General features: G+C 46.9%; 24 protein-coding genes and 1 pseudogene. 11 read left to right on the forward strand and 14 right to left on the reverse strand.

From position 1 onward, the window contains the following. Positions 1 to 9 precede the first annotated feature (9 nt). Positions 10 to 561, reverse strand: a complete 552-nt coding sequence (locus H2R00_RS09525; RefSeq protein ID WP_182070924.1) for a helix-turn-helix domain-containing protein — start codon at positions 559 to 561, stop codon at positions 10 to 12. Positions 562 to 750: 189 nt separating this feature from the next. Between H2R00_RS09525 and H2R00_RS21600 the strand changes: the two are divergent. Then, positions 751 to 1,017, forward strand: a pseudogene (locus H2R00_RS21600) (YhfM domain-containing protein); the annotation flags it as partial. A gap of 89 nt (positions 1,018 to 1,106) precedes the next feature. On the opposite strand, the gene H2R00_RS09530 reads toward H2R00_RS21600, so the two are convergent. The 3 genes from H2R00_RS09530 to H2R00_RS09540 form a co-directional block, all read right to left on the reverse strand. Beyond that, positions 1,107 to 2,648, reverse strand: coding sequence for a fatty acid--CoA ligase family protein (locus H2R00_RS09530; RefSeq protein WP_154998543.1), 1,542 nt, complete (start codon positions 2,646 to 2,648; stop codon positions 1,107 to 1,109). A 161-nt stretch (positions 2,649 to 2,809) separates the two neighbouring features. Beyond that, positions 2,810 to 3,799 carry a lipoate--protein ligase gene (lplA, locus tag H2R00_RS09535; RefSeq protein ID WP_154998546.1) on the reverse strand — a complete coding sequence of 330 codons (990 nt, stop codon included), beginning with the start codon at positions 3,797 to 3,799 and terminating at the stop codon, positions 2,810 to 2,812. Between the two features lie 18 nt (positions 3,800 to 3,817). Then, positions 3,818 to 4,552 carry an MBL fold metallo-hydrolase gene (locus tag H2R00_RS09540; protein WP_154998548.1) on the reverse strand — a complete coding sequence of 245 codons (735 nt, stop codon included), beginning with the start codon at positions 4,550 to 4,552 and terminating at the stop codon, positions 3,818 to 3,820. A gap of 157 nt (positions 4,553 to 4,709) precedes the next feature. Between H2R00_RS09540 and yhfH the strand changes: the two genes are divergently transcribed. The 3 genes from yhfH (at position 4,710) to H2R00_RS09555 (ending at position 6,791) form a co-directional block, all read left to right on the forward strand. Then, entirely contained in the window at positions 4,710 to 4,844 is a 135-nt protein-coding gene (gene yhfH, locus H2R00_RS09545; RefSeq protein ID WP_076793296.1) for a protein YhfH, read from the forward strand. A 306-nt stretch (positions 4,845 to 5,150) separates the two neighbouring features. Beyond that, the gene (locus H2R00_RS09550) at positions 5,151 to 6,437 is read left to right on the forward strand and encodes a glutamate/proton symporter GltT (RefSeq protein WP_154998550.1); all 1,287 of its coding nucleotides are present in this window, start codon (positions 5,151 to 5,153) and stop codon (positions 6,435 to 6,437) included. Positions 6,438 to 6,593: 156 nt separating this feature from the next. Further along, the gene (locus H2R00_RS09555) at positions 6,594 to 6,791 is read left to right on the forward strand and encodes a hypothetical protein (RefSeq protein ID WP_154998552.1); all 198 of its coding nucleotides are present in this window, start codon (positions 6,594 to 6,596) and stop codon (positions 6,789 to 6,791) included. 78 nt (positions 6,792 to 6,869) lie between these two features. Here H2R00_RS09555 and H2R00_RS09560 read toward each other — a convergent pair whose 3' ends face one another. Further along, positions 6,870 to 7,907 (reverse strand): M42 family metallopeptidase, encoded by a 1,038-nt coding sequence (locus tag H2R00_RS09560; RefSeq protein WP_154998554.1) that lies wholly within the window; start codon positions 7,905 to 7,907, stop codon positions 6,870 to 6,872. 106 nt (positions 7,908 to 8,013) lie between these two features. On the opposite strand from H2R00_RS09560, the gene H2R00_RS09565 reads away from it, so the two are divergent. Then, a complete protein-coding gene (locus tag H2R00_RS09565; protein ID WP_154998556.1) occupies positions 8,014 to 9,009 on the forward strand; it encodes a ketoacyl-ACP synthase III in 996 nt (331 codons plus the stop codon). A 57-nt stretch (positions 9,010 to 9,066) separates the two neighbouring features. Here the strand turns inward: H2R00_RS09565 and H2R00_RS09570 are convergent, their stop codons facing one another. The 6 genes from H2R00_RS09570 to H2R00_RS09595 all read right to left on the reverse strand — a co-directional run bounded on the left by H2R00_RS09570 (position 9,067) and on the right by H2R00_RS09595 (position 17,839). Next, complete coding sequence (locus H2R00_RS09570; protein WP_154998558.1) at positions 9,067 to 11,229, reverse strand: YhgE/Pip domain-containing protein; 2,163 nt, start codon at positions 11,227 to 11,229, stop codon at positions 9,067 to 9,069. Positions 11,230 to 11,302: 73 nt separating this feature from the next. Next, complete coding sequence (locus tag H2R00_RS09575) at positions 11,303 to 11,875, reverse strand: TetR/AcrR family transcriptional regulator (protein ID WP_154998561.1); 573 nt, start codon at positions 11,873 to 11,875, stop codon at positions 11,303 to 11,305. A 198-nt stretch (positions 11,876 to 12,073) separates the two neighbouring features. Next, the gene (hemY, locus tag H2R00_RS09580) at positions 12,074 to 13,486 is read right to left on the reverse strand and encodes a protoporphyrinogen oxidase (RefSeq protein WP_154998563.1); all 1,413 of its coding nucleotides are present in this window, start codon (positions 13,484 to 13,486) and stop codon (positions 12,074 to 12,076) included. Positions 13,487 to 13,501: 15 nt separating this feature from the next. Beyond that, positions 13,502 to 14,440: a ferrochelatase gene (gene hemH, locus H2R00_RS09585; RefSeq protein WP_154998564.1), complete on the reverse strand. Its 939-nt coding sequence runs from the start codon at positions 14,438 to 14,440 to the stop codon at positions 13,502 to 13,504. 73 nt (positions 14,441 to 14,513) lie between these two features. Continuing rightward, positions 14,514 to 15,575, reverse strand: a complete 1,062-nt coding sequence (gene hemE / locus H2R00_RS09590) for a uroporphyrinogen decarboxylase (protein WP_182071053.1) — start codon at positions 15,573 to 15,575, stop codon at positions 14,514 to 14,516. 125 nt (positions 15,576 to 15,700) lie between these two features. Continuing rightward, positions 15,701 to 17,839, reverse strand: a complete 2,139-nt coding sequence (locus H2R00_RS09595) for a transglycosylase domain-containing protein (protein WP_154998568.1) — start codon at positions 17,837 to 17,839, stop codon at positions 15,701 to 15,703. A 132-nt stretch (positions 17,840 to 17,971) separates the two neighbouring features. On the opposite strand from H2R00_RS09595, the gene H2R00_RS09600 reads away from it, so the two are divergent. From H2R00_RS09600 to H2R00_RS09610, 3 genes are all read left to right on the forward strand, one after another. Then, positions 17,972 to 18,475, forward strand: a complete 504-nt coding sequence (locus tag H2R00_RS09600; protein ID WP_154998570.1) for an antibiotic biosynthesis monooxygenase family protein — start codon at positions 17,972 to 17,974, stop codon at positions 18,473 to 18,475. A 108-nt stretch (positions 18,476 to 18,583) separates the two neighbouring features. After that, positions 18,584 to 19,960 (forward strand): hypothetical protein, encoded by a 1,377-nt coding sequence (locus H2R00_RS09605; protein ID WP_182070925.1) that lies wholly within the window; start codon positions 18,584 to 18,586, stop codon positions 19,958 to 19,960. Positions 19,961 to 20,100: 140 nt separating this feature from the next. Beyond that, positions 20,101 to 21,261: a M20 family metallopeptidase gene (locus tag H2R00_RS09610; RefSeq protein WP_182071054.1), complete on the forward strand. Its 1,161-nt coding sequence runs from the start codon at positions 20,101 to 20,103 to the stop codon at positions 21,259 to 21,261. Between the two features lie 30 nt (positions 21,262 to 21,291). Here H2R00_RS09610 and H2R00_RS09615 read toward each other — a convergent pair whose 3' ends face one another. The 3 genes from H2R00_RS09615 to H2R00_RS09625 are packed head-to-tail and all read right to left on the reverse strand — an operon-like array spanning position 21,292 to position 24,011. Next, the gene (locus tag H2R00_RS09615) at positions 21,292 to 22,002 is read right to left on the reverse strand and encodes an EcsC family protein (protein ID WP_154998575.1); all 711 of its coding nucleotides are present in this window, start codon (positions 22,000 to 22,002) and stop codon (positions 21,292 to 21,294) included. Positions 22,003 to 22,054: 52 nt separating this feature from the next. Further along, the gene (locus H2R00_RS09620; protein ID WP_154998577.1) at positions 22,055 to 23,278 is read right to left on the reverse strand and encodes an ABC transporter permease; all 1,224 of its coding nucleotides are present in this window, start codon (positions 23,276 to 23,278) and stop codon (positions 22,055 to 22,057) included. Beyond that, positions 23,271 to 24,011 carry an ABC transporter ATP-binding protein gene (locus H2R00_RS09625; RefSeq protein WP_154998579.1) on the reverse strand — a complete coding sequence of 247 codons (741 nt, stop codon included), beginning with the start codon at positions 24,009 to 24,011 and terminating at the stop codon, positions 23,271 to 23,273. Before H2R00_RS09625 ends, H2R00_RS09620 begins: the two co-directional genes overlap by 8 nt. Before the next feature lie 527 nt (positions 24,012 to 24,538). Here H2R00_RS09625 and H2R00_RS09630 point away from each other — a divergent pair. The 3 genes from H2R00_RS09630 to H2R00_RS09640 all read left to right on the forward strand — a co-directional run bounded on the left by H2R00_RS09630 (position 24,539) and on the right by H2R00_RS09640 (position 26,901). Then, the gene (locus H2R00_RS09630) at positions 24,539 to 24,958 is read left to right on the forward strand and encodes an HIT family protein (RefSeq protein ID WP_009328949.1); all 420 of its coding nucleotides are present in this window, start codon (positions 24,539 to 24,541) and stop codon (positions 24,956 to 24,958) included. 199 nt (positions 24,959 to 25,157) lie between these two features. Continuing rightward, positions 25,158 to 26,231, forward strand: coding sequence for a 3-phosphoserine/phosphohydroxythreonine transaminase (serC, locus tag H2R00_RS09635; protein ID WP_003180262.1), 1,074 nt, complete (start codon positions 25,158 to 25,160; stop codon positions 26,229 to 26,231). A 142-nt stretch (positions 26,232 to 26,373) separates the two neighbouring features. Beyond that, complete coding sequence (locus H2R00_RS09640) at positions 26,374 to 26,901, forward strand: tryptophan transporter (protein WP_154998581.1); 528 nt, start codon at positions 26,374 to 26,376, stop codon at positions 26,899 to 26,901. Positions 26,902 to 26,956: the final 55 nt, after the last annotated feature.

A 26,956-nucleotide genomic window follows, 5' to 3' on the forward strand; every position in this document is an offset into this window, starting at 1 on the left:
GACACCTCTTTACGGATAATAAATGAGTGTATAGCATGATGCCGTTTGTTCCGTGTTGTTTTCGTACGTATGGACGGTGTTTGCGGTGAAATGCATTGCATCACCTTCGCTCAATTCGCAGGTGTAATCACCCGCCGTCACTGCGATCGCTCCTTTAGAGACGAGCACGTACTCTTCAATCCCGCCGTGGTGAGGCTCTGATTCGTGCACACAGCCGGGCGCAAGTTCAATATAAAAGATTTCAAACTTCTTTTTTTGGTCGAACGGAAAATGCGGAAATGCCGCGTATTTTTCTTCTCCGGCCATAACGGGCGTTTTCTCGTGCTTTCTGACGACCGTCGGCTCCCCGGCAGGCTTTTCTGCTAAGGAAGTAAATGATACTTGCAGCCCGTTTGCGATCTTCCACAAGGTTGTGATCGTCGGACTTGAAGCGCCTTTTTCGATTTGCGCGAGCATGCCTTTGCTGACGCCGGTCATCGATGACAATTGATCAAGGCTGTAATTGCGGACTTTTCGCAGTCTCTTTATGTTTTCTGCTACTTGTTTTTCAATCGAATTCATCTTCTGCCCCCCTCGCAATAAATTGAACATATGTATAATTTATTGAACATTATAGCATAATTTTTCAGGATGAAAAGGCCTTTAAACGGAGAAAATACATAGCCTGGGGTGATCATTCTGAAAAAAATAATGGGTGTCATACTTTTTTTCGGTATTTTATCCATCGCTGTCTTTTATGTATTCCACTTGATGGCGGAGCCTTTCGACTCAAGAAATGCTGAAGAAATCATCTTGAAGCAGGCGGAAGACAGCGAAAAAACGGTCAGCATCAAAGACAGGCACAACATAGACGTTCTGCTTGATACATTTAACAAAGGGAAAAGGATGAAGGAAAAGACAGTGCGCCTGCCTGCTCCGGCGTATCACGGATACATCAGCATGACCGACACACATCGCGTTCACTTCACCATCTGGCTGAAGAGAGATGAAGCCGTCATCCTGAAAGAAGAGGAGGGCACATATTTTGTTCTCCGACAAAGGGAAAAAGATGCTCTTCTCAGAGAACTGCAGAAAAGGGACGCGGCAGGCGTCCCTTTTAGTGTAAATCAAGATTGGTTTGTCAGAATGTCTTTTAAAGCGCGCCTTAAAATTTTGCCGGTCGAGTTTTTCGGAATTTCATCCATGAAAACGATCGCCGACGGGCGCTTGTATTTCGCAAGATGCTTTTTGCAGTGCGCCAAGACATCATCCTCTGTCAGCGTTTTATTCTTCGGAACGACATAGCAGTGGACGGCTTCTCCCGTATTCGGATCGGGCACTCCGATGACCACCGCTTCTGCGATCTCCGGATGGAGGTAGAGCACTTCTTCGATTTCCCTCGGATAGACATTATAGCCCCCCACGATAATCATGTCTTTTTTTCTGTCGACGATATAAAAATAACCGTCTTCATCCCGTCTTGCCAAATCACCTGTATACAGCCATCCGTCTTTAATCGTATGGGCTGTTTCTTCCGGCATTTTGTAGTACCCTTTCATGACATTCGGCCCTTTAACGATCAGCTCCCCGACTTGACCGGCAGGCAGCTCTTCCCCGAGTTCATTGACGACTTTGTTTTTCACATTGAGAATGTTCGTCCCGATCGATCCTGGCTTGCGGCCGGTGCTGAACGGGTTAAAGCATGTAACAGGAGAAGCCTCCGACAAGCCGTAGCCTTCTAAAACGAGGACGCCGAACCTTTCCTCAAAGCTTTTCAGGAGAGCGACAGGCATGGCCGCTCCGCCTGAGATGCAAAGCCTGATGGATCGAAAACCTGCTTCATCCGCCCCTTCATACTGGTAAAGATAATTGTACATTGTCGGAACGCCTGAGAAGATCGTCGCCTGATGCTTTTTAATCAGCTTGAAGACCTCGGCAGGACTAAATTTCGGCACGATCAAAATCGCTGCGCCGTTCATGAGCGGTGCATTCATGCAGACCGTTAAACAAAAAACGTGGAACATCGGCAAGGCGGCGACGACAAGGTCAGATTCATTCATTGTCAGATAGCGGGCCGTATCATTTGCATTCGAAAATAGATTTTGATGTGTGAGCATCGCCCCTTTTGGTCTTCCCGTGGTTCCTGACGTATAGAGGATGGCGGCCGTATCTTCGTCATCGATTTCAGGAAACGGCCGGACAGGAGGTCTCATGATGCTTGTAAACGATTTCAATTTCATCTTAACCTCGGTGCTTTCCGGTTCTTGAAGCGGCTCCCCCGTTTCGCAAAGCACGACACAGCTGACTTTCGGAAGGGATTCATGCACCTTCTCGTAAAGCGGGAGCAGCTGTCCCAGAGCCACGATCACTTTTGCATCGCCGTTTGTCAGCATATAGCCGATCTCAGTCGGCGTATAGGCCGGATTGATCGGTATGACAACGGCTCCGGCTTTCAGCGCACCGTAAAACGAAATCACAAAATGCGGTGTATTGCCAAGAAGCAAAGCGACATGATCGCCCTTTTCCACCCCGATTTCGCGCAGCCCTTCGGCAAAGCAATCAATTTTCTGCTGCAATCCCCCGTATGTTTCCGTCTGTTCCCCAAAAATATAAGCGGTTCTGTCAGGCTTTGATTGAGCTGTTTCCCCTAATTTTGAAACTAAATTCATTCTCCCACCCCTTAAAAATGAATGAATGACCATTCATTTTGTGATAATCAAAATCTATTCCCATTATAGTAAATCAACAGAAAACACTCAAGAGCTGCCGGGAAATATCTTCCATTCCTAACATGTTAAAAAAGGGGCCGCGGAAACCGCAGCCTCTCTTTTTAGTAGACAAGCTCCAAAAATTCTTCTTTTTGAATATTGCCGAAGTAATGCTTGATGTCAACGCCTTGAAGGGCTTCTTCAATCGCTTTTCTTTCATACTGCACGCCTGTCAGCTTTTCTTCAATGTCGCTGACATCGCCGACTCCGAAAAAGTCACCGAATATTTTGCACTCGCGGATCACGCCTTTTTGCACTTCCAGGCGGATGTCGACCGATCCCGCTTGAAAACGTTTTGAATGCTGAAGATTGAATTTCGGAGACTTCCCATAGTTCCAATCCCAGTTTTGATATCGTTCCTTTGAAATTTGATTGATGATTTCCCAGTCTTTTTCAGTCAGCTTATACTCCGGTATTTCCCCCTCGGTATCAAAAATATAGCGGAGAAGCATGCTTCGGAATTCCACTGTCGTCATCTTCTGATCGAGAAACTCGCTGATATTGGCTACACGGCTCCTGATCGATTTGATGCCTTTTGATTCGATTTTATCTTTTTTCACTTTTAAAGCTGATACGACATGTTCAATCTCAGAATCGAACAACAGTGTGCCGTGGCTGAACATTCTCCCTTTCGTTGAAAACTGGGCGTTTCCCGAAATTTTCCGGCCGTTTGCCATCAAATCGTTTCGCCCGCTCAGCTCCGCATCGACGCCAAGCTTCTTTAAAGCAGCCACAACGGGCTCCGTAAACTTCTTAAAGTTGTGGAAGCTGTTGCCGTCGTCTTTCGTAATAAAGCTGAAGTTCAAGTTCCCGAGGTCATGGTAGACAGCTCCGCCGCCTGACAGCCTGCGGACGACAATGATCCCGTTTTCATCCACATACTTTGTGTTGATTTCCTCGATCGTATTTTGATTTTTGCCGATAATGATCGACGGCTGGTTGATATAAAACAGCAGATACGTCTCTTCAGGATCGAGGTGCTTTAAGCAGTACTCCTCAATCGCCAAGTTGATCCTCGGATCTGTTATATTTTGATTATCGATAAACAGCATGTTTGTCAGTTCCTCCTTCTATTCTCCCCACACATAACCGGTGTGCGCCAGATCAACCGCGCCTTTATAAACGGTTTGGGCCTCTTCTGCTAGTTTTTGATGTTCCCCGAAATGCGGGAGGTGTGTCAAGAGAAGATGCCCCGCACCCGCTTCCGCAGCGATGCGCCCCGCTTCGAGGCTGTTCATATGACCGGCGCTTCCCCCATTCTGACCCGCATAAAAATTGCACTCTGAGATCAACAGGTCGGCTCCTTCGCTGAACGGGATAAAGGCTTCCTGAAAGCTCGAGTCGGCCGTATAAACGACAGAATGAACACCGTCCGTCACCCTCATGGCAAAGCAGTCAACAGGATGAACCGTTTTTAAAAACGTGAACGTAAACGGTCCGATTGTCAAAGGTTGTTTCGGATCATACGCCAATCCAGCGGTATGCGTTTTATATGTAAGCTTTGAAAACTGCTCTTCATCAAAAGGATGTCCATATATCGGAAGGGCATTCGCCCCCTTGCCGAGGAATGAGCCGACCAGTTTGGCAAATTGCAAAGGCCCGACATCCGCAATATGGTCGTGATGATAATGGGATAATATAACGGCATCTAGCTCCTCAACGGGCAGAAACAGCTGAAGCTTGGATAAAACGGCACTGCCGCAGTCGATTAGAACAGAATAATCCCCGGATTGAAAGAGATAGCCTGAAGTCGCTTCATTTGCAGCCGGAAATCCTCCGCAGCAGCCGATGACTGTCACCTTCATGTATACACACCTCTTTTTCGTGTCTATCGTCCCCCTATTCAATATACCCATTTTTCTTAAAAATTGCATGTTTTATATTTTGTCATAAAACAGACATTGATTTTCCGACAACTGTTATAATACAATGATAACAACAAACGAATTGGGGGAATCAAACATGCTCGCTAAAATCACCGAGTTCTTCAGAAATTTGCCTTCAAAGAAATGTTCAGAATGCGGCCACGATATTGATGAGCAGCACGAATGCTACGGAAACACTTGCTCTAAATGCTTAAATGTAAAAGATATATAGACTTTATTAAAAACGCCCCAGCGGATTCCCCGGGGTGTTTTTTTGTCATAAAGTTAGTCATAAAGAGAGAGATTCGTGTCAAAATTCATTATTTTAATAACATTTTACTATTTCACTTAGGGAAATATACACCGATGATCGTCCCGATTTGAATTCAAGACAGGATGATCATCTCATATTTGAATTTTCGATATATTCAGACGTTATTTTTTTAATGGACGAGCTGCTTTTTCTTTCGCTATACTTAATTTACGATCTCAAGTTTAATATTCTAGTATAAATTAAGTATGCGTTGGGAGGGCATCTATGAAAAGACTTAAATTCGGATTAGCTACACAAATTTTCCTCGGGCTGATTTTAGGTGTTGCAGCAGGAGCGATTTGGTTTGGAAATCCTGCGGTGGCAACATATTTGCAGCCCGTCGGCGATTTGTTCTTAAGATTAATCAAAATGATTGTTATTCCTATTGTCGTTTCAAGCTTGATTGTCGGGGTTGCGGGGGCCGGCAGCGGCAAAAAGGTCGGCAGGCTCGGCTTTCGGACGATCCTGTACTTTGAAATTATTACGACTTTTGCGATTGTGCTCGGACTTCTCCTTGGAAACATCGTTCAACCTGGACACGGCGTAAACTTTTCTGGTGCTGAAAAACAGGATATCAGCCAATATGTAGAAACAGAAAAAGAAGCAAGCACCAAATCTGTCGCAGACACTTTCCTGCACATTGTGCCGACAAACTTTTTCCAATCGCTCGCTGAAGGCGATCTGCTTGCGATCATTTGCTTCACTGTTCTGTTCGCACTCGGAGTGTCTGCCATAGGCGAAAAAGGCAAGCCTGTGCTCTCCTTTTTTGAGGCAACGTCTCAAGCTATGTTCCACGTCGTCAACATCGTCATGAAATTCGCGCCGTTCGGCGTTTTTGCTTTAATTGGTGTGACGGTTTCAAAATTTGGTTTTTCTTCGCTTTTATCATTGGGAAAGCTCGTTTTACTTGTCTATCTGGCTCTTGCTTTCTTCCTGATCGTCATCTTTGGGATCGTCGGCAAGCTAGCCGGTATCAATATATTTAAATTTTTGGCCTATTTGAAAGATGAGCTGCTTCTTGCGTACAGTACATCAAGCTCTGAAACCGTGCTTCCGCGCGTCATGGAAAAGATGGAGAAAATCGGCTGTCCAAAGGGCATTGTATCGTTTGTCATTCCGATCGGCTACACATTTAACCTTGACGGCTCTGTCCTGTATCAGGCGATCGCGGCGCTGTTTCTGGCGCAGGTCTACGGCATCGATCTGTCCATTGGGCAGCAGCTCACGCTCATCCTTGTTCTAATGGTCACTTCTAAAGGAATGGCTGCCGTTCCCGGCACATCATTCGTCGTTCTTCTTGCGACCCTGGGCACGATCGGCGTTCCTGCTGAAGGCCTGGCCTTCATTGCCGGAGTCGACCGGATTATGGATATGGCGAGAACGGTCGTCAACCTGACCGGAAACGCTCTTGCCGCTGTGGTCATGTCAAAATGGGAAGGTGAATATGACGCCATTAAAGGGCAGACCGTCTTAAATCAAAGGGAGCCGGCAGATATGAAAATATCCGGCTGACAGCTCGAAAAAAAAACGTATGTTTTCCGCTTTTGGAGAAACATACGTTTTTTCAAAAATATGCAAATTACTCAAGAAACCTGTCCAAACAACTTCCTTTCGTTTACATACGATGTACTGTAGTTAAATTAGAAAAGAAAACTGGAGGGAAGTTTAATGTATTTTTACCATGACCATTGCAAGAAAGATTATGACTTTGACTACCACAAGAAAGACCACGACTGCAAGAAATACTACTACTACTATTATTACTACTATTATCCATGCTATAAGAAGTTTGATTATGACTATGACTACAAGAAGTTTGACCACTTTGATCACTGCAAAAAGAAAAAACACTATGATTACTGGTAAGTAAACGCCATCCTTTACGGATGGATGACTTCCACTCTTTTTTCACTCCCAAGGGACCGGGGTCCTTTGGGAGCTTTTTTATGCCATGTCAGACTGAACATAGTGATACAGCAGCTTTGCCGTCTGCTCCAAGGACGATTGATGCGTCCTTTCAAACGCATGGGATGCGTCAATTCCCGGGCCGATCAGCCCGTGGACGATATCATGGCCCGCTTTGACGGCTGCTGAAGCATCTGATCCGTAGTACGGGTAAATATCAAGCTTATAACCGATTCCGTGTGCTTCGCAAAGGGCGGTCAGACGCTTTCGAAGCCCGTAGTGATAAGGCCCGCTGGCATCCTTTACACAAATGGAGACCGTATATTCATCGGTTGACTGTCCATCGCCGATCGCTCCCATATCAACAGCCAAATATTCCACCGTTTCAGGCGGGATATTGGAGTTGCCGCCATAACCGATTTCTTCATTGTTGGAAATTAAAAAGTGAGTCGTGTAAGGCAGTGTCATCCCTTCTGTGTTAATCGTTCTGATCAGCTCGATGAGGAGGGCGACGCTTGCTTTATCGTCAAGATGACGCGATTTGATAAACCCGCTCGGCGTGATTTCAACGCGCGGATCGAAGGAGATAAAATCGCCGACATTGATGCCGAGCGCCCGGGTTTCTTCTTCACTACGGACCGGTTCGTCAATGCGGACCTCCATATTCTTCTGGTTGCGCTCGGCTTTTCCGGCGTCTTTGTATACATGCACTGATGTCTGATGCATTAAGATGGTGCCGGTGTAAGTTCTCCCTGATGCTGTTTCAATTTTGCAATACTCGCCTTCAATCGAGTTGTAATTGAAGCCCCCGATTAAATCAATTTTCAGCCTCCCGTCCGGTTTAATCTCTTTCACCATCGCTCCGAGGGTATCGACATGAGCGGTCAGCATCCGGTGCCGGGATTTGTCGCGGCCCGGTATCGTCGCGATCAGGCCGCCTTTACGGTTAAGCCTTGTTTCGACTCCTTCTTTCTGTAAAAGGCGATTGATATAGTCTATGATGTCATACGTATTTCCAGTAGGGCTCGGGATGGAGACGAGCTCCTTAATGAGCTCCATCGTTTTCTGTCCTGACATGGTTCATTCCTCCCAACTTGTGATGTTTATAGTATACCTCAGATCAACATTTTAGTACCAGATGCTAATACTAGGTGATATAATGAAAGAAAGGAGAGTGAATTTCATGAAAACTTTATCAAAAGCGCGAATTTCCGCCATCGGCACCTATGTTCCCGAAAAGCGCATGACAAACAAAGACTTTGAAAAGATCGTCGATACTTCTGATGAATGGATCATTCAGCGGACAGGAATGAAAGAAAGGCGAATCGCGGGGAGTCACGAATTCACATCAGATCTTTGCATAAAGGCGGTTGAAGATCTAAAAAACAGATACAGAGGCACGCTTGACGATATTGACATGATCATCGTCTCTACCACAACAGCGGATTACGCTTTTCCAAGCACGGCATGCCAGGTTCAGGAACACTTCGGATGGAACGAAGTCGGCGCGGTCGATGTAAATGCGACCTGCGCAGGATTAGCATACGGATTGCATATAGCCAACGGCCTGATCACTTCCGGGCTGCATAGAAAAATTCTAGTGATCAGCGGTGAAACCTTATCAAAAACAACCGACTACACAGACCGCACATCTTGCATTTTGTTCGGAGACGGCGCCGGCGCCCTGCTTGTCGAACGGGACGACAAAGCCCCAAGCTTCATTACTTTTGCCCAGGATACGAAAGGTGACGGAGCCCGCCATTTATACAGAACCGGCTTGCGAAGCGACCTTAAAGGGGAGCCGCTCTCAGGTGAAGGAAAAATGGTTCAAAACGGTCGTGAAGTGTATAAGTGGGCGGTCAGGTCCGTTCCCGAAGGCGTCAAAAAGCTGCTTACCCAAGCTGAAATGGAGCTGAAAGATATCGATTGGTTCGTCCCGCACAGCGCGAATCTGCGAATGATCGAATCGATTTGCGAAAAAACCGGAATTCCAGCCGAAAAAGCGCTGACGAGCGTCGAATGGTTTGGCAACACCTCATCCGCATCAATCGTGCTCGCCCTTGATGAAGCCGTCAAAAACGGAAAGCTGAAAGAGGGTGACACCTTGATTCTGTTCGGTTTTGGTGGAGGTCTTACATATACGGGGCTGATTGTAAAATGGGGCGCGCCAGCTTCCTGATTTCAAAAAAAAAACATCTTTTCTTGCCCTTGCCGGGCTTGAAAAGATGTTTTTCTTTTATGCATGCTGCTCTTCAATTTTTCCTTTTCTCAGCAGCACTTTAAAATAAATCAGCGTCAAAGCCATCATGACGATCGCAACACCGCCGAGCACGGCAGCCTGTTCCCACATATACGCGTAGTCTCCGCTTGAAATCACCGCTCTGTATCCCGCAATGCTGTAGGTCATCGGCAGTGCAGAATGGATGACCTGGAAGAACTTAGGTACAAGAGCAAGAGGAAAAGTTCCTCCGCTTCCTCCAAGCTGAAGCACAAGCAGAATGACGGCAATGAATCGTCCCGGATTTCCCATTGTCGCAGCCAAAAACTGAATGATCGCAAGGCATGTAATGCTCATGATCATACTGAACAGATAGAATCTCCAGACGCTTTGCACTTCAAGCCCGATGCCCCAGAGAATGATCGTGCAGGCAATCGCCGCTTGAAGTATTCCCACTGCAAAAAGGACGCTGAATTTGCTCATAAACCAGCCAAAAGCTGATTCGGGCCGGACAGCCGGCTCTTTCACATCGAAGACAACGGTGATCATTAATGCACCGACGAATAAGCCGAGCGACAAAATATACGGGGTTAATCCTGTTCCGTAGTTAGAAACCGGATCGATTTTATCGCCTTTCACATCGACGGGGTTTGAGAACATATTGTAGTTTTCGTCTCCCGCTTGAATATCGCCGGTTTGGTCGGCAGCGTCAGATAGCTTATCAAACAGCTCCCCGCTTCCGTCAGACAGCTTGCCAAGACCTTCATCAAGGGATTTAGCCCCTTCTGCAAGCTTGGAAGAACCGTCTTTCAGTTTATCAGCCGCGCTTTGCAGATCGCCGAACTTCCCGACTAACGTCTGGCTGCCTTCGGCGATTTTGGATGATCCGCTTTTCGCTTCTGCGAATTTTTCGTTGTAAGCACCCAAACCGTTTGTCAGCGCATCGAGCCCTTGCTGAATCTTTTGCGATCCTTTATAAAGCTTATTCACATTCGAAGGAACTTGCTTCAATTCCTCAAGCTTCTGTTTCAGCCCGGATAAATCGGGAAGTTCGCTGACATCGGGAATTTGCGCTTTCAACTTGTCGAACTCAGGCAGCTTCACTGTTCCCATTTTTTCGTCGACTTGTTTCATAAGCGCGGTTTTCTGTTCTTGTGTCAGCATGTTGCTGGATTCAATAATTTGTTTAACTTCGCTGTGCTGGTTTTTCAATGCTGCTTCTAGCTCATCAATATTTTTCGAAATCTGGCTGATTTCTTTTTTCGCCTTTTCAGCGTTTGAAAGCGCCGTTTCAAGCTGCTGAATCTTTTCATTTGAAATTGCTTCTTCGAGTTTGCTTATCATCTGCGCTTTTTCATTCATCTGCTCCAATCCCGCCACAATCTGAGGCATGCCTTGTTGGAGCTGTTGAGCACCGCTGTGCAGCTGGCCGCTTTTTTCCAAAAATTGCGCAAGCCCTGAATCAAGCTCATGAATTTTGTCGTTCAGCGTATTGAATGCTGTGCCGAACTTCTCCATTCCGTCTTTGTTGAACTGAATTTGGCTTTTCGCGAGCTTTTCAAGGTTCTTTTTCAGCTTTTCGCTTCCTTCTTTCGCATCTTTCAGTCCTTTATCCAGTTTTCCGGCTCCTTCGCTGGCTTCACCGAGACCTTTTGCAATTTTGCCGAAATTGTCAAAGATAACTTCAGCATATTGCTCCGTGATTTCAGAACCGACTGAATGCTGAAGCTGTTCAATCGCTTTATCGCTAATCTGGGCGCCGACATAGTTTCGTCCGGCGTTTGTATGATAAATCAGATTCAGCTTTTTCGGATGTTTATCCATCACCGTGCTGGCATCCTTCGAAAAGTTTTCAGGAATTTCTACAACCATGTAGTATTCCTCATTTTGCAAGCCTCTCAGCGCTTTTTCCTTCGTTGTAAAATGCCAGTCAAACTTATCGTTTTTTTTCAGTTCTTTGACAAGGTCGTCACCGATGTGAAGGTCTTTTCCTTCATATGTCGTCCCCTTGTCGGAATTCACAACCGCTACGGGGAGCTGATCGACGTTTCCGTATGGGTCCCAGTACGCCGCCAAAAATATGCTGCTGTAAATCAGCGGTATAAAGAGAACCCCGATCACGGATATCAGTAGTTTTTTATTGGTTATCAGTTCTCTCCACTGGTTTTTGAAAACATTCATGTTGATACGCCTCCTAGTTAGTAGCCGCTCTCTCTATGCGGCTAAGCACCCCTTTAAACAAAGAAAGGATAATCTAATGAGATAATCCTTTTAAAATATACATTTTCAGCATCTCTGCCAACTCTTCATCTTTCAGCGGTTCATGGTTTTTTTCCCAGTCAAAGATGAGCGCGATGTAAAGCTTGAAGATGACAAACGCGTTCAGCTCGGGGTCACACGGTCTAATATCGTCATTTTTAATCGCTTCTTTAATTTTTCTCTTAATATAGCTGACGACCATGCGTTCCAGCTTTTCAATGACTTCGCGGGCCGCCGGTGTGCCGAGCTCCGCACCTTCCTGAAAGATTTTAATGGTCAGCTGGTGCTTCTTTCTGTACTCCAATATTGCCATCATCGCGCGATGGGCATTTTCGTGAAAAGGCAGATCAGGATCAATCGCTTGATCAGCCGTTTGCTTCATTTCAATCAGAAGCGAAGAAAAAATGTCATCGAACAGTTCCTCTTTATTCTTGAAAAAAGTATAAATCGTACCCTTGCCGACATTGGCAAGCTTCGCCACCAGATCCATCGTCGTCGCTTTGTAGCCGAATTGTGTAAACGATTTTGTCGCCGCTTCTAAAATCAGTGCTTTTCGATCTTTGCTCACGGTTTCTCACCCCGAAATTGACTATTTGAACATTTTGGTCAGTAAGTACAAAAAGTAATTTAACACACTTGAAAATAAAATGCAATTATTTAAATGTTATCTTTTCCATAAACAAACTTTAAAATGATGAAAGCTATAAAAAGAGTGAAAAATAAAAAAAGCCGCCGAATGGATTCGGACAGCTTTATTTGCTCTTCTTTATTCGAAAAGGTGCGAGAGTACATCGGCGACGGCCTGCTTGCCTTGGTCGATGCAATCCGGGATGCCGACCCCTTCAAAAGAGGCTCCCGTCATGAAAATGCCCGGATATGACGCTTCTAAACCTTCCCTTATTTCTTTAATTCTTTTCTTGTGGCCGACATGGTATTGCGGCATCGCTTCATGCCACCTTGTGATGCAGGTCATTTCCGGCTCGCCGTCGATCTTCATAATCCGTTTTAAATCGTCGAGGACGATTTTCACCATCTCGTTATCCGACTGTTCGACAACGGACTCATCGCCTGCTTTCCCTACATAAGCCCTTAACAGGACTTTTCCTTCAGGCGTTGTGCTCGGCCATTTTTTGTTTGTCCATGTACACGCCGTAATCGAAAAGTCGCTGTTTCTTGAAATGACAAAGCCTGTGCCTTGATGCTCCATTTGGACGGCTTCTTCCGGAAATCCGAGGGCCACATTGGCGACAGATGTTGACACCATATCCTCTAAACCTTTCAGCCAATCCTCTTCTTGAAACATCGCGGCAGCTGCTTTATGGGGAGCAGTGACCACGGCTGAATCGGCGTGAAGCACTTTGCCGTTGTCAAGCTTCATGCTGTAAGCCGAGCCCGCACGCTCGATGTTGACGACCTTTGTGCCTTTATAAACCTTTGTGATGCTGAGCTGCTTTTCCAATTCTTCAACAATTGTCTGCAGGCCGGTTTTCACTGTCTGGAACTGGCCTTTCTTTTTGTTTGCAGGCTTTCCGGCGCTCTGGGCGCCCCGCGATTTTTTCATCCCGATGATCAAGCTTCTGTACTTCTGCTCTGTCTGATAGAACTGCGGGAAAGTCGACATCAGACTGAGACGGTCGATGTCCCCGGCATAAATGCCTGACAAAAGCGGTTCGATCAGATTCTCCACCACTTCACCGCCGACGCGTCTTCTGAAAAATTCTCCAAGCGATTGGTCTTCCTGCGGCTTGCTCGCCGGAAGCACCAAATCCATTCCGGCTCTCAACTTCCCCGGCAAGGAAAACAAGCCGGTTGTCAGAAAAGGCCCGATTTTTGTCGGCACCCCCATCACGGCCCCTTCCGGAATCGGATAGAGCGTTTCGCTGACAAGCACATAAGACTGGCCTGTCGCATTGTTCACGAGCAAATGCTCCAGCCCGAGATCCTTCACGAGCTGAGGTGCGCTTTGTTTCCGTTCCAAAAATGAATCCGGCCCCCGTTCAATCACATAGCCGTCTTTGTGTACCGTCTGTATCTTTCCACCCAGTCTCGGACTTGCTTCAACAAGCGTGACTTCGGCCGGGAGATCATTCTTTTTGATTTCCTTCTCCAAGTAGAAGGCGGCGGCCAATCCGGTAATACCGCCGCCGATGATGACAATCTGCCTGCGTTCTCCACTCATTTACAATCGCCTTCTTTACTGTTCTTTCTCCAATTGTTTTAATACAACATCCGCTAAAGCATCGATAAACTCATGTTTAGCGTTAGGCATTTCAGGTCTGTAATAGCTTGCTCCGATATCGTCAGTGACGACTTTGCATTCATAGTCATTGTCATAAAGGACTTCCAGATGGTCGGCTACGAAGCCGACGGGAACATAAACAAAAGCGCTGTACCCTTTTTGCTCTGACAAGTCGCGCGTCAAATCCTGAACATCCGGTCCAAGCCACGGATCAGGGGTGTTTCCTTCGCTTTGCCAGCCGACGGCGTAATCTTTTACACCTGCCGCTTCGGCAATCAGCTTCGCTGATTCTTTAAGCTGTTCAGGATATGGATCACCCATTTCGACGATCTTTTCGGGAAGGCTGTGCGCCGATACAATCAAGACGGCGTTTTCCCTTTCTTCCGAAGGCATTTCGTCATATGTTTTTCTCACCTGATCCGCCCAATATGCGATGAATTTCGGCTCATCATACCAGCTGTTGATCGATGTGATCGACAATCCGCCGAGCTTTTCAGCCTCATCTTTCGCCCGCTTGTTGTACGACTGTACGCTGAAGGTGGAGAAATGGGGCGCGAGCACGATGCTGACGGCTTCTGTAATCCCGTCTTTGTGCATCTCCTGAACGGCATCCTCAATGAAAGGTTCGATATGTTTTAGACCGATATATGACTTGAATACCACATCATCCTGAAGCTCGTTTAAGCGTTTTTCCAGCTGCTTCGTCTGCTCCTGCGTGATCTTTGCAAGCGGAGAAATTCCGCCGATCGCCTTATAGCGGTCTTTTAAGTCCTGAAGCATGTCAGGCTCAGGCTTTCTGCCTCTTCTGATGTGTGTATAATAACGTTCAATGTCTTCCTCCTTGTACGGCGTCCCATACGCCATGACAAGAAGCCCCATTTTCTTTTTACCCAACGTGAACACCTCTTTAAAGATCATGATCTATACGTATTTTGACAGTTTATATTGAAAAGACCAACTGAAATGCTCATGTGATCAGGCTCGATTTTTTTGAGGCGGAATACTCATGAACAAATGCCGTCAATTTTTTCAGTGTGTCGGGACTCACTTCGGGAAAGATCCCGTGTCCGAGGTTAAAAATAAACCGGTCCGTCTGCATGCCCTGATCGAGAATGGCTTTCGTCCTTTCTTCGATGACTTCCCACGGAGCAAGCAGGATCGAAGGATCCAAATTTCCCTGAAGCGTTTTTGTCAGCCCTATATCCCTGGCTTCCTGTACGCTCATCCGCCAGTCCAGCCCGACGACGTCGAGGTCAAGATCGTGCCATTCAGACGCGAGGTGGCTTGCGCCGACCCCGAACATAATCAGCGGAACGCCTTCTTTTTTCAACTCTTTGAAAAGAACGTCCATCGTCGGTTTGATATAGCGGCAGTAATCACCGGCATTCAGCGCGCCGACCCAGGAATCGAACACCTGGATGGCTTTGGCCCCGGCGCGGATTTGAGCTTTGACGTATACAGCCGCCATCTTCCCGAGCTTTTTCATCAAGAGTTCCCATGCAGCAGGCTGGCTGTACATAAACGCTTTTGTTTTATTGTAATTTTTGGACGGGCCGCCTTCAATCATATAGCTGGCCAGTGTAAACGGCGCTCCTGTAAAACCGATCAGCGGAACGTTCAGCTGTTCTTCTGTCAAGAGCCTGATTGTCTCCAGCACATATGGAATATGCTCCTCCGGCTCGAGTTCGCCGAGTTTTTCAACATCTGCGAGAGATGTGATCGGCTGATCGATGACAGGACCGATGCCGTTTTTAATTTCGACGTCAACGCCAATACCTGGAAGCGGTGTCATTATGTCTTTATAAAGTATTGCCGCATCGACACCGTACTGTTCGACGGGCAGTCTTGTCACGTAAGCGCACAATTCGGGCTGATGGGTAATTTCAAACAGTCCGTACTTTTCCTTGAGCGCTCTGTACTCAGGCTGTGATCTTCCGGCCTGCCTCATGTACCATACCGGTACATGGGCGGCCTTTTCTCCTCGGCATGCTTTTAAGAATGTGTCGTTAAAAGCCTTGTCGTTTTTCATCATGATATCCACCTTTCAAGCTGCAACCATACGTTCGCAAAATTACTCCTTCCAATATACCGTTTTTTTATTGAACGGTATACTCATGAGACTTATTGTTCAAGAAATTGATGAATTTCGGGTACCTAATGACCCGAAGGAAACACTTTCGGTTCGACATAATCAGTCCCTTTCCCCTCTGTTTTCGTCTGCGGATTGTATGGAACAATTTTATAGGAAGCATTGGAAAAGATGTTTGCATAAGGGATCGAAAAGCTTCCTTTTCCCTTAACCGTATCAATGAGCGTTTCTTTTCCGTTTTTCCTTTCATATATTCGGTATTCAACCCTTTTATCCTCTTGTTCATGCCATTTTAATGACACCGTAATCAGCCCCATCGGCGTAAAGGAATAGTCTGCTTTAACACTTTCCAGGTCTTCGAGTCGGATCGGCCTGTCCAGATCTTTTACTCCTTCAGGCGTCTTAAACCGTTCAGACTTATGGTTGGAGCGTTTTAAAATGTCTTTAAACAGCCTTGTCGGATAGGTGCTGCCGCCTTTTAAATAATGGGATTCATCCGTTTTGTCGTAGCCCATCCAGACAGCTCCCGTCACTTCGGGCGTGTACCCTGCAAACCAGGCATCTTTTGTTCCGCCCTCTTTTCCGGTATACGTGGTCGAACCCGTTTTTCCTGCTATCTCTCCGGAAAAATCACCGGCTTTTCCCGTTCCGCTTTTCACGACCTCTTCTAGCATCCGCGTCATATTCCAGGCTGTTTGTTTACTGAAAACCTTTTCTGATTTTTCCTCGTGGCGGAACATGACATCCCCGTTTTCATCCGTGATTTTTTTAATAAAGAACGGCTCGGTGTATTGTCCTGAATTTGCGAATGTCCGGTATGCCCCGGCAAGCTCGAGCGGCGATACCCCTTTCTCTAAGCCGCCTAGTCCCAATGCCAGACCCTCATCCGGCACGTTCATGCCCAAACGGCTGAGATAAGGCTTCACTGTTTCGATTCCGATCTCATTTAACGTCCATACAGCAGGCGCGTTTTTGCTGTAGGTCAGCGCATCCACCATTGAGACCTTGCCCTCGTATTTGCCGTCATAGTTTTTTGGCGAGTAGCCGCCATATGACAGCTGTTTATCCTCAAGCATGGAGTACGGCTTGAACAGCTCTTCTTCAAGAGCGGGGCCGTAAACGGCAAGCGGTTTAAACGTCGAACCCGGCTGGCGCGGGGCGGTTGCCCTGTTGTAGCCTTTCGGAGCGTATTCCCGTCCTCCGAGAGCAGCCACTACGCCGCCTGTCCGGTTATCGATAAAAACAGCGCTCCCTTCAGCTTTGTTGTCTGTTCCGGGAAAATAGCCGTCCTGTTTCATCAGCGTGTAGGCCGCTTTTTGAATCGAAACGTCGAGCGGAACACTGATCGTGTATCCGCCTTGGAGAAGCTGTTCGCTCGATATCGAATATTTGTCTTCCGCTTCTTTCATGACAAGATCAATATAGCTGTCAAGCCACGGATTTTTTGATTTTTCTTTCACATGGAGCCCCAATGTGCTGCCTTGGGCCCTGACGGTTTCCTTTGAGCTGATATATCCCTGCTCGTTCATCATGCCGAGAATGACATTGCGCCGCTCCCGGCTTTTTTCCGGATTGAGAATGGGCGAATACGTTGACGGCGCTTTAGGGATGGAAGCCAGCACCGCTCCCTCACTGACCGTCAAGTCTTTCACATCTTTGTTAAAAAAGTAGTTTGCCGCCGCCTGGATTCCATAGACGCCGTGCCCGAAATAAAGCTGGTTCAAATACATTTCCAAAAGCTTGTCTTTGCTGTAATCCCGCTCTAAATTGATGGCGATAATGACTTCTTTCGTTTTTCTTAAAAACGTTTTGTCGTGTGTCAAAAAAGTGTTTTTGGCGAGCTGCTGGGTGATCGTGCTTCCCCCTTCCACTTTTCCTCCTGCTAATATATCTTTATAGACCGCACGGCTCACCGATTTCAAATCGATGCCGTGGTGCTCATAAAAGCGCTTGTCTTCAACCGCGATAAAGGCATTTTTTACGCCGTCCGGCACCTCGGCAATTGAAACAGGTTTTCTGTTTTCGGTATAGAGGCTTGCGACTTCTTCTCCATTTTGGTCGACGATTTTAGAAGAAGCATGGAAAATCAGTTTCTTTTCATCAATCACATAATCCCCCAGAAACAAAATCGTAATATATCCGATTAAAGATAAAAGGAATATCGCCGCTGTAATGATGATTGGAATGAAAAATCTCTTTCTCATATGGTCACCTCATTCCTTTCTATAGCTAGTATGGGAATTTTTTCTTCAAATTATGTTGCAGCATTTATGGCGGGTAATAGATAGAATTTTAAATCGTCCTTTTGTTATACTATCAAAAAAGGGGTGATGAAATTGAATTTTTACATTACATACGGAACTGTCGATTTTTTAAAAAAGCTCGCCAAACAGCACGGTCTTGAAAACATGTTATTTATGAAAAGCCACGATTCCGCCATTCTCTTTCACGAAACCGACGGAGAAAGCGTCTTTCATTCTCCTCACCGCTATGAAATCATCGATCAGTCGGGAACATTGGAACATTCCGGATTCACCGTCCTCAACAACATCCCTGTCACACCGGAAGGAAGGCCGCTTTTCGAAACCCGTTTTAAAAACAGAGCCGGAAAAATCGAAAATCAGCCCGGCTTTAAAGCCCTCAGGGTACTGAGACCGAAAGACAGCGATACGTACATCGTATTGACGCTGTGGGACACAGAACAGTCATTTCAGGACTGGAAAAACTCCAAATCGTTCGGCGAAGCCCATCAAAAGAAGGAATCTTCCGCTGGAATCAACCAAGGCGGAACGATTTTTTCACGCCCATCCTATATTTCTTCGTATCATTCTGTCGAATAACTGCCTTTTAAGGCAGTTTTTTTATTTCCGAGGAAATGAGCCCTTCCTTCACACTCTGACAGCCCAGGAATAAGCTGTATGAGGTTACGTTAACGGGGGGATCGGGAAATGGAAATTGAATTAACATCCGTTCACTTTTTATATTTGGGCTTTATCGCAGCTATTCTCGCGTTTATGCTTCTTCGTCTTGATACCACCTTTATATCGCTTGCCGGGATTTTTTTCATTTCATTAGCGGCGACCCATTCTGTCATTGCCTCTGTGATGGGCCTGTTTAACAGCTTAATCTACGCCGCCGGAGAACTTCTCCCGACCATTTTCATCATCTGCTTTACCGTTTCGATGAGCGAGCTGCTGACAAAGACCGGCGTCAATGAAGCAATGGTCACTCCGATTGCCAAATGGATGAAAGGCCCTGTCTTGGCCTACTGGATCACCGGAGCTTTAATGTTTATCATTTCTTCATTTTTTTGGCCCTCCCCGGCTGTCGCATTGATCGGCGCCGTCCTCCTGCCTGCTGCGTTGAAAACCGGCCTCTCCCCGATAGCGGTAGCATGCGCCATGAATTTGTTCGGCTACGGTTTCGCTCTATCAGGCGATTACATCATCCAGGCAGCGCCTAAATTGACCGGAGATGCAGCCGGGCTGCCCGTTGCGGAAGTGATGTCTGCAAGCGTTCCGCTCGTCCTGATCATGGGCTTTTCGACAACAGCGGCAGCCTTTTTTATGCTCAGGAAAGAGAAAGGCAATAGAGCAGCGGCAAAAAGTGAGCAGCAGCAAAGCGAGCCTGAGTGGCTTCTACCTCCAGGTTCCAGAAAATGGATCGCACTGATGATTCCGGTCATTTTTTTAGCGGATATTGCCGCGATGCTGATACTGGAACTGCAAGGAGACGAAGCGACGGCGCTTGTCGGAGGAACGGCTGTCTTCGTCATGATTCTCATTCATTTTATCGTCCACAAACACCGACGTCTTGAGAAAATCACCGGCTATTTCATTCGCGGATTTCAATTCGGCTTTAAAGTGTTTGCCCCCGTCATTCCGATCGCCGCCTTTTTTTACTTGGGCGATGCGGGTTTCGAAAAAGTACTGACAACCGAGATGCCCGGTTTTTCTAATAGAATCGTGCAGGACCTCGGCTCGGCTTTTGCCCACAGCGTTCCGCTCTCTCCGGAAATCGCCGCGGTTGCGCTCACTGTCACAGGAGCGGTGACCGGTCTGGACGGCTCCGGTTTTTCAGGGATTTCTCTCGCCGGATCAGCCGCTTCGATGTTTGCTGCGGCGGTTGACGGCAACCCGGCTGTTCTGACCGCGCTCGGCCAAATCTCAGCCATTTGGGTCGGCGGCGGTACGCTTGTGCCATGGGCGCTCATTCCGGTTGCAGCGATTTGCAAAGTTGACCCGTTCGATCTTGCCAGAAAAAATTTTATTCCTGTAGTTGCCGGATTAACCGTCACAACAATTGCCGCCATTTTTCTTCTATAAAACGTGACAACAAAGTTGAACAGCGGCTCCAATTGTCATAAGATTATAAAAACTCACTATTCCTAAAAGGAGGAATTTTTTTGAGCGCATCCGCATTTGTCCGACAAATCAATGAGCAGCTTGATGCACACTACGATGAAATGGTTAAATTGAGGCGCCATTTTCATCAGCACCCTGAGCTTTCTTTTCAAGAAAAGAAAACAGCCGCATTTATCGCCTCTTACTATGAAGCGCTCGGTATTCCTATCCGCACTAACGTCGGCGGAGGCGGCGTTCTCGCGTACATCGAAGGCGGATCGCCCGGCCCCGTCATTGCGCTTCGAGCCGATTTTGACGCGCTCCCCATTCATGATGAAAAAGACGTACCTTACCGATCAACGGTGCCGGGAGTCATGCATGCCTGCGGACACGACGGGCACACGGCCACCCTGCTCGTCCTCGCGAAAACGTTGAATGATCATGCGGACCGTTTAAAAGGAAAGATCGTCTTTATCCATCAGCATGCCGAGGAGTATTCGCCGGGCGGAGCCAGGCCGATGATTGAAGACGGCTGTCTTGACGGTGTTGACGTCATTTTCGGAACCCATTTGTGGGCTACGGAGCCGACTGGAACCGTTCAATATCGAACAGGACCGATCATGGCCGCTGCGGACCGTTTCACGATTACGATTAAAGGCAAAGGCGGACATGGCGCACAGCCTCATAAAACAAAAGACGCCGTGTTGATCGGATCGCAAATCGTCACTTCCCTCCAGCAGATTGTCAGCCGCAGGCTCGATCCGACTGAGCCGGCTGTCGTTTCGATAGGTTCATTTGTTGCCGAAAACTCCTTTAATGTCATCGCTGATAAAGCCGTTTTAATCGGAACGGCGCGTTCCTTCAAAGAAGAAATCCGCTCCTTTATTGAAAACGAAATTGAACAGGTTGCCAAAGGTATATGCAGCATGCATGGCGCTGACTGTGACTATTCCTTTGAAAGGGGCTATCCGCCGGTCTGCAACCACCCGGAAGAAACGGCCTTTCTCGCCAAAATCGCCAAACAGACGGAAGGCGTAGAAAAAGTTGAGGAAAGCGGCATGCAAATGGGCGGGGAAGATTTCGCTTACTACCTGCAGCACGTCAAAGGTACATTTTTCTTTACAGGCGCCCGTCCTGAAGATCCGGACGCGGTATTTCCCCATCACCATCCGAAATTCGATCTTGATGAAAAAGCGATGCTGATTGCAGCCAAGGTGCTGGCAAATGCCGCGGTCTCCTATCAGGAGAAAGAGCAGGCGCTCCGCGAAACGCCTGCAATATAACAACCGAAAAAGCAAAAAACAGCCGGATCATCAATATCCGGCTGTCTCATGAATCAACCTCATATGGAAAACGTGCCTCGCTGTTTCCCCAAGATGCCCAAGCAGCTTATAGTTAGCCGTTCCGCCTACGACCGCGCCGAAGCCCGGCACAAGCTGAAACAGCTTTACAAGATCGAGATAGTCCCGGTATTCCTGCTGAAATGCTTGCCAATCGATTTCGCGTTTTTCGGTTTCCCAATGTTCAATCATGCGGAAAATTTCTTTGCGGTGCGTTTCCCCGGAAAAGGCGAGCTGAAAAATATACAGAAGAAACAACCGCTCTTCTTTCTCCTTGATATCGTATCCGTAAATCGATGCCAATTCAAACAGGCATTTCATTTTGATGCCGAGCAAGAGCGGAAAGTCCGCCAGTCCGAGAAAAATCCCGCCTGCGCCTGTTCCGATCCCTTCAACGGCAGCCGCCTTTTGATACTGGGCGATCGTTTTCTGGGCCAGCTCATCTTTTTCCCTTAGTGAAAGCGTGCCTGTTTTCTTGTCAAAAGTCGTCAAATTTGAGCCGAGCAAAGTGGCCTCGACCATCTTTTTAATGCTTTCAGTTATCGCTTTGTGAACTTTGGCGGGAATGCGGGCATTGATTTTCGACTGTACCCCTTTCGACATCCGCTCAGCCATCGACGGCTTTCTGAGAAACTTCATTTTCCAGCGGATCGCTTCCTCCAAATAAAGCTGGTTTTCATTCATGCGCCACTCACCTCTTCTTTCATCATACTTGCGGAAAAAGAAAAGGATTCACCTATCTCTTGGCATTTTTCTTTAATCTGCTGCTGAAATAAGGCTTCAAAATCACAAATATAAGCAATGCGGAGCCGGCCAGTCCGGCGAGCATCCCGGTCCACTGCATCATGGCTCCGGCAACGGCAGACAAAACAAGCGCCTGGACGCTCAGAACAATGTGAAGCAGGCCGAAAAAGCTCTTCCGCTTTTCTTCTGCTTTGACGGGATAAAGCTCCTGCAGTGACAAGTGTGAAAAATGATCAAACAGCGGCGTCAGCTGAATTCCTGTAATGAATACGGTAAAGACGATGAGCGCGGCAGATACCCACTCATATGTCGAAAAATAAGCGATGATGATACCAAAAATCACGGTCAACCTGACGACGATACCGAAATAGTCGTTTGATCTGATAAATGCCCTTCCGTACATATATGTAAATGTCCGGCGCTGTTCATACGGAATAAACCGGAGCATCCAATCGAGATATGCTCTTCTTTTCGCCTGCTTTCTAAGGTGGGGAACGTCCGTGAATAGGTTCGCAATTCTGTAGAACCGCTGCTTTCTTCTGATCTCGTCTTCTATATGCAGCTCCCATTTAAACGATTTTTTCTTATCGATCATTTTAAAATACACATACAGGGCGGCCATGATCAGGTAGACAGCTGCTGCAAATGCGTACGAAGACTCTAAAGCGAAATAGATCACGATCGTGTTGAGAAGCAGTCTGACAATCCAGTCGGTGACCCTCATGTTTTTTTCGCCGAAAAACGTCATCCTCCATTGCATCGCTGTGTTCCATCCTTTTAAGACGAGCAGTTGAATCAGCAAGATGAAGTACGCGGAAAACGCCTTGCCGCTCGCTTCAAGATAGAGCGGCGCCAAAGCGAGAGCCGCGGCGGCCAGCGGAAACAGTTGCGTCAAAAAACTGAACCGGAAAGCCTGCTGAAAATACGGCTCCATCTTTGCTTCGAGCGGCAGCAAAAAGACGAGGTCCGCTTCTTTAATCAGCGTGCGGACGTACGAGCCTGTCAAAATGAACGAAAAGATGACGGCCATCACCCAATAGGCGGGAAAACCTTCGGGCATCTCTTTCAACCATTTGCTGTACCAGCTCGCAGCTCCTGCAAGGAAGAAAATCATGACGATGACAAGGTGGTCATTCAGCATGTATTTCAAATATGATCTTGTCTCTTTGACATACTCCTCAATTCTTGTCTTCCAAATCCCCAGGATGCTATTCATAGCTCTCTTCCTTCGTCAGTTCAAGATACAGGTCATCGAGGCTCGCTGCTTCCATCGAAAACTGTTCTCTCAGCTCTTCAAGCGTTCCTTTCGCCCGCACTTCGCCGTTATGGAGAATGATGAAGGAGTCGCAATACCGCTCTGCCGTTGCCAAAATATGCGTCGACATCAAGACGGCCGAGCCGTTTTTCTTCGCTTCGTTCATCCGCTCGAGCAGGGCATTGATCGCCAGTGGATCAAGGCCGAGAAACGGTTCGTCTATAATGTACAGGTCGGGTTCGACAAGGAAAGCGCACATGATCATAACCTTCTGCTTCATTCCTTTTGAAAAATGGGCCGGGAACCATTTCAGACGCTTCTCCATTCTGAATTCTTTCAAAAGCGGCGGCAGCCTTTTCTCGAACGTTTCCTTCGAAAGCCCGTACGCCATCGCTGTCAGCTCCAAATGCTCCTTCAATGTCAGCTCTTCATATAAAATCGGTGTTTCCGGAATAAACGTAAATTGGGAACGGTAGCTTTCCGGATCGTCCATGAACGTTTTGCCGTTTAATTCAACGGATCCTTTGTGCGGTTCCATTAAGCCGATGATATGCCGGATCGTCGTGCTTTTCCCCGCTCCGTTCAAACCGATCAGCCCGACGATCTGCTCCCGTTCAATCGCAAATGAAACATCGCGCAGCACCGGGTTTCTTGTATACCCTCCAGTTAACTCTTTAACAGTCAGTAGTGACATACGTTCGTTCCTTTCCTGCATTTTTCTTAATAGTACCAAAAACAAGAATGTATTTGAAACGTTTTCCCTCCCGCTTTTCGGGCTTAAAATAAAACGAATAATCGAATGCGCCTCAGGACATTCTAATTCTTGAAGAAGGGAAAGCTTATCAACTCTGGCGAATGAGGTGTTTGTCAAAGACAAAATCCGGCAAGAGTTCCTGAGTATGAAACATGTCAAGCTTAGAAATTTCTTTCATCCACTGAATTGAGAAAGCACCTGCTTTATTTGACGTCTTCGTCATATAAAAAAGGTGTGACGATCAAATGAGGTGTTTGTCGCAGGAAATGTATAGGCGTTACAAGTCTTCATTTTGACGAAAAAATGGGGTGCTTGCAAAAGGCAGTTAACGTTTCTTCATTAAAGCGTACCTTCTTCAGGCAGGGTGAACGTTGGAGCCGTTCATCCTGTTTTTCGTGTTTCCGCGCAAATTGTGGTAATATGTTGCTTATACATAACCTTTCCCTAATGGAAAAAGGAGGAAAAGTATGAGCGACTGTATTTTTTGCAAAATCATAAACGGAGAGATCCCTTGTGCTAAGGTATTTGAAAATGAACATGTGCTGGCCTTTCTCGACATCAGCCAAGTCACAAAAGGACACACGCTTGTCATTCCAAAAGTTCATAAAACCAATATTTACGAAATGACACCTGAGGTTTCAAGGGAGTTTTTTGAAGCGGTTCCGAAAATCGCGCAAGCCATCAAAGACGAATACGAGCCGATCGGCTTAAACCTTCTGAATAACAATGGCGAAAAAGCGGGGCAGTCCGTCTTCCACTATCACATGCACATCATCCCCCGCTACGGCAAAGGAGACGGATTCGGAGCCGTCTGGAAAACACATGCGGATGACTATTCACCGGAAGACTTGCAGAACATTGCAGCTTCCATTAACAAACACCTGTAAACGAGACGTTGTCCAAGGGCGTCGGCAGCTGCCGGCGCCCTTTTTTTCGTTCAAAAAAACTCCACATTTATCAGATCGCCCGGCACGGCTAAATAGACTTGCTCTATATTTCACACAATTCAAATTTTTTATGTATAACCGGAACCTTTTATGATAGGATTGTTTTATATTTTTTATACACGAACAGGGAGCGATTGTGATGATACGTACAACGAACTTTAACGCAGGACCAGCAGCACTGCCTTTAGAAGTACTGCAGAAGGCAAAAGACGAATTTCTCGATTTCAATGGTGCGGGGATGTCCGTGATGGAGCTGTCCCATCGCAGCAAAGAGTATGACGCCGTTCATCAAAAAGCGAAAGCTCTGCTAAAAGAACTGATGGACATACCTGATGATTATGAAGTTATGTTTCTGCAAGGCGGAGCAAGCCTTCAGTTTTCAATGATTCCGATGAACTTTCTCTCCAAAGACAAAACGGCCCACTTTATTATGACAGGCGCCTGGTCTGAAAAAGCGCTGGCCGAAGCAAAGCTCTTCGGAAACACATCGATCATCGCGTCCAGTAAAGAAGATACGTACAGCTATATTCCCGAAGTGCCGGAGATTCCGGCAGACGGAGCTTACCTCCACCTGACTTCCAACAACACGATCTTTGGAACGCAGTGGCAAAAGTTCCCTGACGCTCCGATTCCGGTTGTCGCAGATATGTCCAGCGATATTTTAAGCAGAAAAATCGATGTTTCCCAATTTGACATTATCTATGCCGGCGCTCAGAAAAACCTCGGACCGTCAGGGGTGACCGTTGTCATCATGAAAAAAGACTGGCTCGGCAAAGAAAACGAGCAAGTTGCCAAAATCCTGAAGTACTCAACACATGCCAAGGCGGATTCGCTCTATAATACCCCTCCGACTTTTGCGATTTATATGCTGTCTCTCGTGCTGGAGTGGCTCAAGGAAAAAGGAGGCCTTGATGCCATTGAGAAACGCAATCGCGAAAAGGCCGGAATTTTATACAATGCGATCGACGAAAGCGGCGGATTCTACCGCGGACATGCGAGAGAAGACAGCCGCTCAAACATGAACGTCACCTTTACGCTCAAAAACGACGAGCTGACAGCATCATTCATCGCAAAGGCAAAAGAAGAAAAAATGTCAGGGCTTGGCGGACACCGTTCGGTCGGAGGCTGCCGCGCTTCAATTTACAATGCCGTATCAGTTGAAGACTGCGAAAAACTGGCGGCCTTTATGAAGAAATTCCGCGAAGAAAACTGATGTTTATCCTGATGATGGAAGATGGCGAAAAAGGCTTCCCCATTCCTTCGAAAGTTTGATATACTACTAGAAAGCTTTCGCAATAAATGACGAGCATATTATTGGAAAGCGTAAAAAGAGCCTAGATGAGGAGAGAATAGACATGAAAACAAAAGAATTAGTGGCTATGGCCCTGTTTGTCGCCATTGGAGCGGCGCTGCACGCTGTGATTCCCCCTTTTTTCTACGGGATGAAGCCGGATATGATGCTGATCATGATGTTTATGGGAATCCTTTTGTTCCCTAGATTGCAAAATGTTCTCGTCATCGGAGCCGTGACAGGCGTCATTTCCGCGTTGACGACAGCTTTTCCCGGGGGACAGCTGCCCAACATCATCGACAAACCGCTAACAGCCTTGATGTTCTTCGGCGTATTTCTGCTTGTGAAAAAGCTGAACAGCAAATCGCTTGCTGCCGCCGGATTAACTGCTGCAGGAACGGTTCTTTCCGGAACCATTTTCCTCACGGCTGCGCTGTTCATCGTCGGCCTGCCTGGAAACCAGGGGTTCATCACCCTGTTCTCTGTTGTCGTTTTACCGGCTGCCGTCATCAACACGATCGCCATGGCGGTCATCTTTCCGATCGTGCAGTCGATCATGAAGCGCTCAAGGCTGATTGAACAAGTCAAATAAAACCAGAACCTCTTCTTGAAAAAGGATATCCTTTTTTTGAAGAGGTTTTTTTCGT

The organism is Bacillus haynesii, assembly GCF_014042035.1.
In the GTDB taxonomy this organism is placed as follows: Bacteria; Bacillota; Bacilli; order Bacillales; family Bacillaceae; genus Bacillus; species Bacillus haynesii.